This is a genomic window from Comamonas testosteroni ATCC 11996 (assembly GCF_000241525.1).
In the GTDB taxonomy this organism is placed as follows: Bacteria; Pseudomonadota; Gammaproteobacteria; order Burkholderiales; family Burkholderiaceae_C; genus Comamonas; species Comamonas testosteroni.
Genome location: NZ_AHIL01000049.1, coordinates 143960 through 157500, shown reverse-complemented (window position 1 = coordinate 157500; position 13541 = coordinate 143960). Strand labels below are relative to the sequence as shown.

The window sequence follows — 13541 nt, the reverse complement described above, 5'->3', positions numbered from 1 at the left end:
CAACCCGAAAGTCATCATGAGCCAAGTACTACGTCAGCACGCCGAGGCGCAATTTGCCGAAGAACTCGATGCCCTGCAGAAGGTGGACGACCGTCCGCGCCCGCCCAACTGGAAGCTCTCGCCCTGGGCTGTGCTCCAGTACCTGATGGGCGGCAAGCTCAGCAACGGGTTTGAGCTCAGCCCCAAGTACATCGGCAATCCGCGCCTGATGGAGATTGCCGTGTCCACGCTGGCCACCGACCGTGCTTTGCTGCTGTACGGCGTGCCCGGCACGGCCAAGTCCTGGGTGTCCGAGCATCTGTCTGCGGCCGTGAGCGGCGATTCGACCATGCTGATCCAGGGTACGGCTGGCACCAGCGAGGAGCAGCTGCGCTATGGCTGGAACTACGCCCAGTTGCTGGCCCACGGCCCGTCCGAGAAAGCGCTGATTCCAAGCCCGCTGGTCAATGCCATGAAGCTGGGCAAGATCGCGCGCATCGAGGAGCTCACACGTATTCCCGCCGATGTGCAGGACACGCTGATCACCGTGCTGTCCGAAAAGACGCTGCCTGTGCCTGAGCTGTCCATGGAGTTCCAGGCCGTGCAGGGCTTTTCGGTCATTGCCACGGCCAATAACCGCGACAAAGGCGTCAACGAGTTGTCGAGCGCACTGAAGCGCCGCTTCAATACTGTGGTCTTGCCTGTGCCTGCCTCGCAGGACGAGGAGGTGCAGATCGTCACCAAGCGCGTGGCCGAGCAGGGGCGGGCGCTGCAGCTGCCAACCGAGCCGCCTGCGCTGCAGGAGGTGCGCCGTGTGGTGCAGATCTTCCGCGAGTTGCGCCACGGCCAGACCGAGGACGGCAAGACCGTGCGCGTGAAGTCGCCCAGCTCCACGCTGTCCACGGCAGAGGCCATCTCGGTCATCAACAGCGGCATGGCGCTGGCCGGCCATTTCGGCGATGGCGTGCTGCGCGCGGCCGATGTGGCCTCGGGCCTGCTGGGAGCCGTGATCAAGGACCCGGTGCAGGACACGGTGGTGTGGAAGGAATATCTGGAGACCGTGGTCAAGGAGCGTAGTGACTGGAAGGATCTGTACCGCGCCTGCCGCGAGCAACTGTGAGTTGTGCTGCAGTGAATGCAGCTCTTGATACGTCGTTGCATCAACTTGCCCTAGCCGCCCTAGCGTTGCTACTGTCTTCGGTGATGGCGCCTCGTCTTAACCGCCCATCTGTGATGGGCTGAGCTGTCTTCACTGCCAGAGACCTTGCTATCCCTTTCTTGAGCCGTCTGACAAGCCCATGGCCACTTCCGCTGATTCTGTTCATTTCTTTGGCATACGCCATCACGGCCCGGGCTGCGCTCGCAGTCTGCTGCAGGCGCTTGAGGCTTTGCAGCCCGATTGCCTGCTGGTGGAAGGCCCGCCCGAGGGGGAGGCGCTGCTGCCCATGCTGCAAAGCGCCGAGCTGCGCCCGCCAGTGGCCATGCTGGTCTATATGCAGGACGAGCCCAGCCAGGCCGCGTTCTATCCATTTGCCGAGTTTTCACCCGAATGGCAGGCATTGCAGTGGGCCAGTCGCCTGGGTGTTGCAACCCGCTTCATCGACCTGCCCCAGACCCATGGCATGGCCATCGAGTTTGCCCGACGCGAAGCGCTGAAGAAGGCGGCACAGGAGGCAGAGGATGCTGTGCAGGCGGCGACTGTCCTGGACTCGGAGCAGGATGCACCGGATGTTGCGGAGGCCGCAACGCTGGCGGATATGCAGGACGGTGACGAGCATGAGTTGCAGTTGGACCTCCCGGCACCGCCCCCACAACACCTGCACCGCGATCCGCTGGACTGGCTGGCCCATGCCGCAGGCTTTGACGATGGCGAGAGTTGGTGGAACCGTCTGGTCGAGGAGCGAGGCGACAGCGAAGCACTGTTTGAAAGCATTGGGGAGGTGATGACGGCAGCTCGCGAAGAACTGTCCAAGGACGGCGAACATTGGCGCGGCGAGGAATACATGAAGCGCGAAGCACTGCGCGAAGCCCATATGCGCCAGTGCATTCGCGAGGCGATCAAAGCCGGTCACCAGCGCATTGCCGTGGTTTGTGGCGCCTGGCATGTGCCGGCGCTCAAGGCCAGCGTGACGGCCAAGGCAGATAGCGCCCTTCTCAAAGGCTTGCCCAAGGTCAAGGTGATGGCGACCTGGGCCCCCTGGACTTATCGCAACCTGGCCAGCAGCAGCGGCTATGGCGCGGGTGTGACTTCTCCGGGCTGGTACCAGCATCTGTGGCAGTGCTATCAATCGTCCCAGAGTTTGGAATCAAATCAGCCTCAAACGCTTGATGGTAAAGCGCAGGTAGCTATCAAAAAAGAGGTTTCTCCAGCCACACTGCGCACGGCGGGCTGGCTGACGCGCGTGGCCCATCTGCTGCGCGACAAGGATCTGGACTGCTCCAGCGCTCACATCATCGAGACCACGCGTCTGGCCGAGGGCCTGGCGGCGCTGCGCGGCCAGCCCATGCCCGGCCTGGACGAAATCAACGAGGCCATCGTCACCGTGATCTGCATGGGCGAGGACGCACCGCTCAGGTTGATCGATGAGGAACTGACCGTCGGTCATGTGCTGGGCCAGGTGCCTGCCGATGTTCCTCAGGTGCCGCTGCAGCGTGATATCGAGCAGCAGCAGAAGTCGCTGCGTCTCAAGCCCGAGGCGGCAAGCAAGCTGTTGGCGCTGGATTTGCGCAAGGACACAGATCTGGCACGCAGCCATTTTCTGCACCGTCTGCGACTGCTCGGCATTGACTGGGGCGTGCGCGCCACTGATGCTCAGCGCAACCGGGGCACTTTCCGCGAAAGCTGGCAGCTGCAGTGGGAGCCGGAGCTGGCGGTGCGCATCATCGAGGCCAGCGTGCACGGAGCGACCGTGGCCCAGGCCGCCACGGCCAAGCTGCGCTCCAGCCTGACGCCCGAGACCTCGCTGCCCGAAATCGCGCAGGCCATCGACGATGCGTTGCTGGCCGATTTGCCGCAGCTGGTCGAAGCCCTGATCGCCACGCTGGCCCAGCGTGCAGCCACCACGGGCGATGTGGCCCAGCTGCTGCAGGCCTTGCCACCGCTGGCCAATGTCTATCGCTACGGCAGCGTGCGCCAGACGGATACAGCCCTGCTGGCCGGCGTGATCGATTCGCTGGTGCTGCGCGCGGCCATCGGCCTGCCTGTCGCCTGCATGGCCATGGACGAGGATGCGGCGGCTTCCATGAAGACCAAGGTGCTGGCGGCGCACGAAGCCCTGCGTCTGCGCACCAGCGACGGAGAGGCGCAGCAGGCGGTGGATGCCTGGCGCCTGGCGCTGCGCAGCCTGGCCATGGGGGATGCCGCTGCGGCACTGCTGCGCGGCATGGCTTGCCGTTTGCTGCTGGACGAGCAGTTGCTGGAAAGCGCCGAGATCGTGCGCCAGTTCAACCGCAATCTTTCGCTGGGTGCGGCGCCCATGGATGTGGCGGCCTGGCTGGACGGTTTTCTGAACCGGCAGGCGCTGGTATTGCTGCATGACGAGTCCATCTGGGGTGCTGTCGATGCCTGGCTCAGCGGTCTGGGCGAGGTGCAGTTTGCACAGATTCTGCCGTTGGTGCGACGCAGCTTCTCGACCTTCAGCAATCACGAGCGGCAAAGCCTGGGTGACAAGGTCAAGCGAACTCCTGTGGGAGGCGCAGCGGCACCCGATCCTGCTGTGGGCGCTGCGGACGATGCTGCGCCCTGGGATGAGTCGCGTGCCTTGCTGGCCTTGCCCATGCTCAATGAGTTGCTGGGCTTGAATCTGCCTCAGGCGCTGATGGGACAAGCCCAAGCAGCTACCGATTTTGATGCGGCCGTGGCCAAGGTGTGACGATGAAGCAAACAGCAAATTTGGCGACCGAGCCGCAACAGGAGTCCGAAGAGCTGCAGCCCACCACGCGGCTGCAGCGCTGGCGCATGGTGCTGGGCAGCCCCGCTGACGCCAGTTGCGGCGGTGTGACGGGACACTTGCAGGAGATGGACCAGGCGCTTGCCGCCTTGTATGAGGAAGACAGCAAGCTGGCATCGCGCAAGGGCGGACGCGGCAACTCCTCGCCTTCGGTTTCGCGCTGGCTGGGCGATATCCGCAAATACTTTCCGAGCCAGGTCGTGCAGGTCATGCAGCGCGATGCCATGGAGCGCCTGAATCTGCGCGAGCTGCTGCTGCAGCCCGAGATGCTGGAGAACGTGCAGCCCGATGTGCATCTGGTGGCGGACCTGATTTCGCTGGGCTCGGTGATTCCGCAGAACACCAAGGCCACGGCGCGGCTGGTGGTGCGCAAGGTGGTGGACGAGCTGATGAAAAAGCTCGAGGAGCCCATGCGCAGTGCCGTGGCCGGGGCACTGGACCGCAGCCAGCGCAACCGACGCCCGCGCCATGCAGAAATCGATTGGAATCGCACCATACGCGCCAACCTGCGCCATTGGCAGCCCGAATACAAGACCATTGTTCCAGAGACGCTGATTGGCTATGGACGCAAGGCGCGCCGCCCGCAGCGCGAGGTGATTCTGTGCATTGACCAGAGCGGCTCCATGGCTAACTCGGTGGTCTACTCCAGCATCTTCGGTGCTGTGATGGCCAGTCTGCCGGCCGTGGCCACCAAGCTAGTGGTGTTTGATACGGCCGTGGTCGATCTGACGGAAAAGCTCGACGATCCCGTCGATGTGCTGTTTGGCGTGCAACTGGGTGGCGGCACTGATATCAACGGTGCGGTCGGCTATTGCCAGGGGCTGATCAGCGAGCCGCGCAACAGCATTCTGGTGCTGATCTCCGACCTTTACGAGGGCGGTGTGGAGTCGGGCCTGCTGCGCCGCGCCAACGAGCTGGTGGAAGCAGGCGTGCAGTTCATCACGTTGCTGGCGCTCAGCGACGAGGGAGCGCCAGCCTATGACGCAGAACTGGCGGCCAAGCTGGCGGCACTGGGCGTGCCCTCGTTTGCTTGCACCCCCGATGCCTTTCCACAGCTTATGGCAGCGGCCATCCGTCGCGACGATGTGGCAGCCTGGGCCGCGACGCAGGGCTTCAAGACCAGCAAATAAGAAGACTGCCCGACGAAGGCTGCTTGTTGGGGCTCAGTCCGGCAGATCGATACCAAGCTTGGCCAGCCTGGCGGCCATCACATCGCGGCGGCGTGCGGCCTTGGCTGCGGTTTCGCTGACCGTTGCAATGGTCTTGGGACCTTTGCCCGCTGCGGCCTTGACCAGTTCCGCCTTCTTGGCGGCCTCTGCGGCAAGTTTGCGGTAGCTGGCAATCAGTTCGGCATGAGCGATGGCTTGAGTCACAGGGTTTCCGTTCGATGAGGGTGCTCATTGTCGCTGCAAAGTCCGAGCTACGCCGATCGCACAGCTGATTGGAAATTTCCTGTCGCAGTCTCTGCATGGTTTGCAGGCATGATGGCGACTTTGTAAACCACCAGGAGAAGCGATGGCAGGTGCAGGCCTTTTGATGTTGCTAGACGATATTGCTAGCTTGCTGGACGACGTGGCCTTGATGACCAAGACTGCCGCAGGCAAGAGCACGGCGATTCTCGACGATGTGGCCACCCAGACCAAGGTGGCGGTGCAGAAGACGGCCGGCGTGCTGGGCGACGATCTGGCCCTCAACGCCGAGCAGGTCACGGGTGTCAAGGCCAACCGGGAACTGCCCGTGGTCTGGGCTGTGGCCAAGGGCTCGTTGATGAATAAGGCTATTTTGGTGCCCGCAGCGCTGTTGATCAGCGCATTTGTGCCCTGGTTGATCACGCCTTTGCTGATGGTGGGGGGCGCGTTTCTGTGCTTCGAAGGCGTGGAGAAGATCCTGGATCTGTTTCACAAGCACCAAAAGCATGATGCGCATGAAGCCGTGGTGGATGCCGAAGAGGCCGCCCATAAAGGTGTTGCACCGTCATCGGTGCGTGCCGCGCGTGAAAAGCAGATGGACCCGATGGAGTACGAAAAGCAGAAGGTCAAGGGTGCCGTGCGTACAGACTTTATTCTGTCGGCCGAAATCATGGCGATCGCGCTGGGTACGGTAGCCACCAAGCCCATCTGGGAGCAGGCTGCGGTGCTGATCGCCGTGGCTCTGGGCATCACCGTGTTCGTCTACGGACTGGTGGCCGGCATTGTGCGCATGGATGATGTGGGCGGCTGGCTGATGGCCAAGAGCAGCAGCGCTGCCAAGGCCATGGGCCGGGGTCTGATTGCTTTTACCCCGTGGCTGATGCGCGGGCTGTCCATCGTGGGCACGGCTGCCATGTTCATGGTGGGCGGTAGCTTGCTGGTGCACGGCATAGAGCCTGTCGAACACTGGATAGAGCAGGCGATTGTGCCCACGGGCGGTATTGTTGCAGCGCTGGGGCCGGTGTTGGTGCATGTGCTGGTTGGGGCCGTCATTGGCGGTGCGGTTGTGGTGTGCATGGAGTTGTGGCACAAGCTGCGACCAGCCAGGGTGGCTCATCCGAGTTGACGACTAGCATCACTGCTGACGCACATTTTTGCGCTTCATCAGTGTCTTGGGCGGACGTGGCCGATGGGCAACGTCCGCTTTTTTCTTTGCGGTGTTGGTGTGCGGGTTGACCTGGGACAAACCCGTGTGGCAGTGGCTTTGCTTCAATGGATGCCAAGGGATGCAAAGCATTGCACTCACCCAATTCATCAAGGAAAGAACCCATGAAAAAGACTCTGATCGCGATTGCTGCTGTTGCCAGCGCCCTGACGGCCGGTACCGCTTTTGCCCAATCTTCGTTTGACGGCTCCAGCCCTTGGCAAGTTCGCGTGCGCGCTCTGCATCTGGACAGCGACAACGGTGGCGCTGCCGGAGACGCAGGCGTGAGCATCAATAACAAGTGGATGCCTGAGCTGGACGTGTCCTACTTCTTCACGCCCAACATCGCGGCAGAGCTGGTGCTGACCTATCCTCAAAAGCATGATGTGCGCCTGAATGGCGGCAAGATCGGTTCGCTCAAGCATCTGCCCCCCACCTTGCTGGCGCAGTACCACTTCACCAACTTCGGGGCCTTCAAGCCTTATGTGGGGGCCGGCGTGAACTACACACGCTTCTCGAACGTGGACATCCTGGATGGTGCCGTGACCGTGAAGAAGAACAGCTTTGGCGGCGCGCTGCAGGTCGGCTTCGATTATGCGTTGGACAAGAACTGGTCGCTGAACTTCGACATCAAGAAGGTTTATCTGGGTACCAAGGTCACAGGTGCAGGCGTGTTTGAAAACACCAAGTTCAAGGTTGACCCATGGTTGGTGGGTGTGGGCGTGGGCTATCGCTTCTGATAGCTTCACGACAAAGAGTGTTCTTGTCTGCGGCCTTCTTCCCGCAGGCGAGGCACGCACCGCAGGCTCTGTGGTGCATCGGAGTCAGCAGGTCGGCATGGCCTGATGACTTCGGAGGCTAGGGTGTATGTTTAGATCGGTATTCCGCCTGCGCGGGGTACCGATTTTTTTTGCTGATTTCTTTGACCAGTATTGACTTTGTCAGCATTGCTGCATGCGCATGCAGTAAAAGGATCGCTGGCTTCAGTCCTACTTCTGCCGATTGCCGGCCGCGCTAGGCTGAGGGTCTAAAGCAGGCTTGGCAGTGATGGCGCGGGCAATGGCTGCATCGCGCGATCAGCTCATCAGGAGGATCAGCATGCGCGCGACACCGGACAGGCAGGCAGCATCGATAGAGTTTGCATCACGCGCAGGGCGCATTCCATTGCCTCTGGCGTCCTCGTTGAGACCTCCACCGCTTCAGGGCGAGAGTAGCCCCTTCATGGACGCGTATACCTCCCCGACCCATCTGCGCGATGAACTGGCGCAGGGGCTGATGCAGCGGCAGGCGCAGATTTCCCCCAAGTTCCTATATGACGCGCATGGCTGCGCCCTGTTTGAGCAGATAACCGAGCTGCCCGAGTACTACCCCACAAGAACGGAGGCTGCCATCATGGCCCGCTACGACCTGGAGATCGCCCGGGCCATGGCGGGTTGCCAGGTGTTGATAGAGCTGGGAGCGGGCAATTGCGAAAAAGTGCGACGCCTGTGCCGCAGCGTGGGGCCGCAGCAGTTTCTGGGAGTGGATATTGCGGTCGAGTTTCTGCAGGCCGCTGTGGCCAGGCTGGAGCATGACTTCCCGCGACTTACGGCTCGTGCAGTTGCAGCGGATTTCACGGGAGACTGGCATTTGCCGTCAGGCGTGCCACAGACGCGGCGTGAGCTGTTCTATCCAGGCTCCTCGATCGGCAACTTCGATACGCGACAGGCTTTGCATATGCTCAGACATATGCATTCACTTCTGGGTGGCGACGGCGGGCTGCTGATTGGCATTGATCTGCCCAAGCCGGTACCGGTTCTGATAGCCGCTTACGACGATGAGCAGGGCGTCACAGCCGAATTCAATCTCAATGTGCTCAATCATGTGAACCGTCTGCTTGGCAGTGATTTCAATCTTCAGGACTGGGCGCATGAGGCGCGCTTCGACAGCCGGACATCGCGGATAGAGATGCATTTGCGCGCCCGTCGCCCCGTCATGGTGTGCTGGCCTCAGGGCCTGCGCTATTTTTCTCAGGGCGAGACCATCCATACGGAGAACAGCTACAAATACCCGCTGCCCGATTTCCTCTCCATGCTGGCTTGCGCGGGATTTGCCGAACCCAGGGTCTGGACCGATGAGCAGCAATGGTTTGCCGTCATTCATGCCCATGCCTGAAACCATGGCGCGGCCATTTTTCATGGCACCTGCTGCCAGGGACTGGATAGTGCTGGCGCAGGAGTTCGAGCGGGTGAGGGCCTGCACACAAAAGCTGGCTGCACCCTTGTCTGCAGAAGACGCCTGCGTGCAATCCATGCCGGACGCCAGTCCTGCCAAATGGCATCTGGCCCATACCAGCTGGTTCTTCGAAACCTTTGTACTGGCCGTGCACCAGCCAGGACATCAGGCTTTTGACGGCAGCTTTCGCATGCTGTTCAACTCCTATTACCAGCAGGTGGGTGCACGCCATCCCAGAGCCCAGCGGGGGTTGCTGACCAGACCGGCTCTGGCACAGGTCATGGCCTATCGCGCTGCGGTGGATGAGCAGATGCTGGCGCTGATGGCAGCCACGAAAGAGAAAAGCCCGACGACGCAGCAGGCCGTTGCTCAGCTCGTCGCATTGGGCTTGCAGCACGAGCAGCAGCATCAGGAGTTGATGCTTACCGATATCAAGCATTTGCTTTCTTGTCACCCGTTCTGGCCTGCTTATACAGCGGACTCACTGGCCGAGATGGACTCCGGGCTGGCCCATGCAGACCTCATATGGCAGCCACTTGAGGCTGGCATCTACAGCATTGGTCATGGCGGCGGTAACTTTGCGTTTGACAATGAAATGCCCAGGCACAGCGTCTATGTGCAAGCCGCGCAGATTGCATCGAGGCCCGTGAATAATGGGGAGTTTCTGCGCTTTGTGCTGGATGGCGGCTACAGTCAGCCGCAATGGTGGCTGGCCGAAGGCTGGGATTGGTGCCAGGCCCAGCAACTGAGCCACCCCTGGTACTGGAGGCAAGCTGAAGATGGTGCGGGAGATGTGGGCTGGCAGGAGTTCAGCCTGTATGGCGTGACGGCTCTGCGTGCGCTGAGGCCTGCCTGCCATATCTCCTATTTCGAGGCTGATGCCTATGCGCGCTGGGCTGGTGCGCGCTTGCCGACGGAGATGGAGTGGGAGGTGGCAATGGGTGCGCATGACTGGCCTGTGTCCTCGTCAGTGGGTCATGCCAGCCTGCATCCCGAGGCCACGGTCGGCTGTCATGGAGCAGCAATCGGCCAGGTCTGGGAGTGGACTCATTCGTCCTATGCCGCCTACCCGGGCTTTCGCGTGGCCGAGGGTGCCGTGGGTGAGTACAACGGCAAGTTCATGGTCAATCAGTATGTGCTGCGCGGAGGCTCCTGTCTCACGCCTGCCGGACATGCGCGACTGACCTATCGCAATTTCTTTCCTGCAACGGCTCGCTGGCAGATGACGGGGCTGCGCCTGGCGCGCGATGCCTAAGGCCGCGCGCCAGAGTTGGAACTCGCTTCAGACCTGCTCCAGCGCCTGGTTCAGATCGGCCAGCAGATCGTCAATATGTTCGATGCCCACGGACAGGCGCACCATGCCTTCGGTGACGCCGGCCTTGGCCAGCTCGTCGGCGTCCAATTGGCGATGCGTGGTGGAGGCAGGGTGGGTGGCCAGCGACTTGGCATCGCCGATATTGACCAGGCGGGTGAATAGCTGCAAGGCGTCCAGGAAGCGTGCACCGGCCGCACGGCCTTCGCTGCCTATGAGGCTGAAGGAGAGAATGCCGGAGGCGCGGCCGCCAGACTGCTTTTGCACGATGGCGTGGTCGGGGTGGTCCTTGAGTCCGGCATAGCGCACCCACTCCACTTTTGGGTGTTTTTGCAGGGTTTCGGCAATCTTCTGCGTGTTTTCGCAGATGCGGTCCATGCGCAGGGCCAGTGTTTCGATGCCTTGCAGAATCTGGAAGGCGTTCTGAGGTGAGATGGCAGCGCCCATGTTGCGCAGCGGCACGACGCGGGCGCGGCCTATGAATGCGGCCGCGCCAAGGGCCTCGGTATAGACAACGCCGTGGTAGCTGACGTCGGGTTCGTTCAGGCGCTTGAAGCGGGCCTTGTGCTCCGCCCAGGGGAACTTGCCGCTGTCCACGATCGCCCCGCCAACGCTGGTGCCGTGGCCGCCCAGGTATTTGGTCAGCGAATGCACGACGATGTCTGCGCCATGTTCGAAGGGGCGCAGCAGATAGGGAGAGGGCACGGTGTTGTCAACGATCAGCGGCACGCCATGCTGGTGGGCCACATCGGCCAGCGCACGGATATCGGTCACATTGCCCAGCGGGTTGCCGATGGACTCGATGAATACCGCCTTGGTCCTGCCGTCGATCAGCTTGCCGAAGCTGGCCGGATCGCGTGGATCGGCAAAGCGCACCTCGATGCCTTGCTGCGGGAAGGTGTGGGCAAACAGGTTGTATGTGCCGCCATACAGCGTGCTGGCAGACACGATGTTGTCGCCCGCTTCAGCCAGAGTCTGGATGGCGGCGGTGATGGCAGCCATACCCGATGCCAGGGCCAGTGCGGCAATGCCGCCTTCGAGCGCTGCGACGCGCTTTTCCAGCACGTCGGTGGTGGGGTTCATGATGCGCGTGTAGATATTGCCCGGGACCTTCAGATCAAACAGATCGGCGCCATGCTGGGCGCTGTCAAACGCGTAGGCCACCGTCTGATAGATGGGCACGGCCACAGCCTTGGTGGTGGGGTCTGGTGAATAGCCGGCATGTACGGCGAGTGTCTCTATGCGCATGTGTGTGTCTCTTTGGCAAGTTATTCGAACGCCACAGCCAGAGCTTTGGCGTCATTGATTATGGGCAGGACGCTGACTCAGGCGAACGACCTAATGGCTATGTGCTTATGCCAGAGTGAAAGCGAGCGCTGTACTGGAATATTGGAGATACTTCTCGCCGGAGAATGGATGACGTTGAATTCACAGTTTCCTGCGCGGAGAACCTAAATTGGGCCAGCCTGCAGATTTGTACTTTGCCTTGATTGCTCCGGCTTGCGTGGTGTTGTTCGGGTTTGCCTTGTTGGCTTGCTGGTATGTGCAGCGCCGACAGCCGCGCGCGCTGTTTCTGCTCTGGCTGGTGGGCGGTTATGTGCTGCTCGCGACGGCTCTGGCCGCGCAAAGCCTGATGAGCAATGCCCAGCTGAGCCATTTCGCCCTGATGACGGCATGCCTGTATTTGCTGGGAACCTGGTCACTGGCGCAGGGCATGTCCTTGCGGCTGGGGTCGGAAGGGGCAAGCGTGCCCGGCGGCCTGTTGATCGTGGTCGTCACCCTGTCCCTGCTGTTCTATTTTTCCCGGGTCGAGAACAATTTATGGATCCGAGTGCAGTGCCTGGCTCTGGCCATGGCCTTGCAGCTGACCCTGGCCATGCCGGCATTTCTCAAGGCCGATTCGTCAAAGGACTGGCTTGAGCGTGGTGTGCGCTGGGCCTATGGGCTCAACGTCTGCAATGCCTTGTTCCGGCCGGCGGCCGTCAGTCTGTTGCCTGTGCATGAAGTGCAGGAGCTGACCCGGTCCGGATACTGGCTGCTCACCCAGGCCATAGCGCTTCTGTTTGCAATGTGGTTTGCCGTAGGACTGCTGGCCTGTTCGGTCAGGGATGTGATGACGACATTGCGCGAAGAGCGCAACCGGGACTCTTTGACGCGCCTGCTCAATCGTCGCGCCTTCATGGAGGCCGCAGAGTTGCGCTTGGCCGATCAGCGGCTGGTGCCCTGGGCCGTGGTCGCCGTGGACATCGATCATTTCAAGTACATCAACGACAACTGGGGCCATGCGGCCGGCGATCAGGTGCTGCAGCAGCTGGCACAGCTGCTGACCCAGCAGGTCAGAGACTGTGACCTGGTTGCTCGCTTCGGCGGAGAGGAGTTCGTCTTGCTGCTCTCGCGAGTACAGCTGTTCGAAGCGCAAGCCGTTGTGGAGCGTGTGCGTGAGCGCTTGCAAAGTCAGGTACTCGGAGGATTGGCTGCACAACTCAGAGTGACAGCCAGTTTTGGCATTGCTGCACTCAGCTCCACGCAGGATTTCGAGCAGGCACTGGCTCGGGCCGATGCGCTGCTCTACAAGGCCAAGAAGGCGGGGCGAAATTGTGTCATGAGCTCTGCGCAAGACGAGAGCGAGCTGCAATGGAAAATGTTTGCCTGAATCCCGCTATCAGATGCAGAGCCCATGGCGCTTTGCGGTTTGGGTTCTTTTTGCGATTTGAGGATTGAACGTTCACGACCTCGGACCCCTGGGGCCGCGTCGGGGAAGGACGGGTATTGTGCTTTCCCAGGCGGGCAGGTGGGCGTAGATGACGACTGGAGCATGGGCGTCATTGGCGGCATAGCGTCGCTGGGCGGGACTGAGTTCCGTGGCAGCCCAGTTGGAGGTGGTGGTGCGCTTGGACTTGCGAAAGCTCTGCTGGAGTACCAGTGCTGCGGCGGCACGCACACCCACCGATGGGCCATAGCCGAGCCTCTTGAAGCGGCTGTCCAGATCCTGAATATTGATCAGTGGTGCCCCCAGCCTGCGGGGCAGGGAGTGCTTATCGTTATCGAGCCCGAAGCCGACCTTGCAGATATGTTCTGCAGCCAGCACCATGCGCGACACTTCCAGAGCCATGGGCCTGTGCAGCTGCAGCAGCCAGACCTGGCTGGCCGTGGCGAGCTGCACCAGATGAGGTCCGTTGTCCTGCTGGCCGATATTGAAGATGGGTTTGCTTTCCGTGTCAAAGCCGAGCACCGGCTCTGCATTCATGGCCTTGAAGGCGGCTTCAAATTCGGCTTCGGACTGCGGAAGGTGGATTGCATGTTCGGGCAATTCCAGAAACGGAGGGAGCAGGGCACTTTCGTCCTTGCTGGGAGCAATCAATCGGGGCATGGGGGTGATTACACAACAGCTTCGTGCTTATCCCCAGAACATGTGGTCTGGCCTGTGGGTAAATATCGGAATAAATGCGCAAAGCCTTGACTGGCAAGGCTTT

General features: G+C 61.3%; 11 protein-coding genes. 8 read left to right on the top strand and 3 right to left on the bottom strand.

Annotated elements, in window-relative coordinates; all coding sequences use genetic code 11:
• The first annotated feature begins 16 nt into the window (after positions 1-16).
• The 3 genes from CTATCC11996_RS22070 (at position 17) to CTATCC11996_RS22060 (ending at position 5059) form a co-directional block, all read left to right on the top strand.
• Positions 17-1099, top strand: coding sequence for an ATP-binding protein (locus CTATCC11996_RS22070; protein WP_003069729.1), 1083 nt, complete (start codon positions 17-19; stop codon positions 1097-1099).
• A gap of 178 nt (positions 1100-1277) precedes the next feature.
• Positions 1278-3851, top strand: a complete 2574-nt coding sequence (locus tag CTATCC11996_RS22065; RefSeq protein ID WP_003080674.1) for a DUF5682 family protein — start codon at positions 1278-1280, stop codon at positions 3849-3851.
• 2 nt (positions 3852-3853) lie between these two features.
• Entirely contained in the window at positions 3854-5059 is a 1206-nt protein-coding gene (locus CTATCC11996_RS22060; protein WP_003080673.1) for a VWA domain-containing protein, read from the top strand.
• A gap of 33 nt (positions 5060-5092) precedes the next feature.
• Here the strand turns inward: CTATCC11996_RS22060 and CTATCC11996_RS22055 are convergent, their stop codons facing one another.
• The gene (locus tag CTATCC11996_RS22055) at positions 5093-5302 is read right to left on the bottom strand and encodes a hypothetical protein (protein ID WP_003080671.1); all 210 of its coding nucleotides are present in this window, start codon (positions 5300-5302) and stop codon (positions 5093-5095) included.
• A gap of 142 nt (positions 5303-5444) precedes the next feature.
• Between CTATCC11996_RS22055 and CTATCC11996_RS22050 the strand changes: the two genes are divergently transcribed.
• The 4 genes from CTATCC11996_RS22050 (at position 5445) to egtB (ending at position 10011) form a co-directional block, all read left to right on the top strand.
• Positions 5445-6464, top strand: a complete 1020-nt coding sequence (locus CTATCC11996_RS22050; protein WP_003080668.1) for a DUF808 domain-containing protein — start codon at positions 5445-5447, stop codon at positions 6462-6464.
• Positions 6465-6667: 203 nt separating this feature from the next.
• The gene (locus CTATCC11996_RS22045; RefSeq protein WP_003080665.1) at positions 6668-7282 is read left to right on the top strand and encodes an OmpW/AlkL family protein; all 615 of its coding nucleotides are present in this window, start codon (positions 6668-6670) and stop codon (positions 7280-7282) included.
• A gap of 358 nt (positions 7283-7640) precedes the next feature.
• On the top strand, positions 7641-8696 hold the full coding sequence (egtD, locus tag CTATCC11996_RS22040; RefSeq protein ID WP_370511091.1) for an L-histidine N(alpha)-methyltransferase: 1056 nt from the start codon (positions 7641-7643) through the stop codon (positions 8694-8696).
• Positions 8683-10011 (top strand): ergothioneine biosynthesis protein EgtB, encoded by a 1329-nt coding sequence (gene egtB / locus CTATCC11996_RS22035; protein ID WP_003080661.1) that lies wholly within the window; start codon positions 8683-8685, stop codon positions 10009-10011. Before egtD ends, egtB begins: the two co-directional genes overlap by 14 nt.
• Positions 10012-10038: 27 nt before the next feature.
• Here egtB and CTATCC11996_RS22030 read toward each other — a convergent pair whose 3' ends face one another.
• Complete coding sequence (locus CTATCC11996_RS22030; protein WP_003080659.1) at positions 10039-11316, bottom strand: O-acetylhomoserine aminocarboxypropyltransferase/cysteine synthase family protein; 1278 nt, start codon at positions 11314-11316, stop codon at positions 10039-10041.
• Positions 11317-11524: 208 nt separating this feature from the next.
• Between CTATCC11996_RS22030 and CTATCC11996_RS22025 the strand changes: the two genes are divergently transcribed.
• Entirely contained in the window at positions 11525-12721 is a 1197-nt protein-coding gene (locus CTATCC11996_RS22025; RefSeq protein WP_003080657.1) for a GGDEF domain-containing protein, read from the top strand.
• Positions 12722-12793: 72 nt separating this feature from the next.
• On the opposite strand, the gene CTATCC11996_RS22020 is transcribed toward CTATCC11996_RS22025, so the two are convergent.
• Positions 12794-13438, bottom strand: a complete 645-nt coding sequence (locus CTATCC11996_RS22020) for a 3'-5' exonuclease (protein WP_034350006.1) — start codon at positions 13436-13438, stop codon at positions 12794-12796.
• Between the last annotated feature and the right edge of the window lie 103 nt (positions 13439-13541).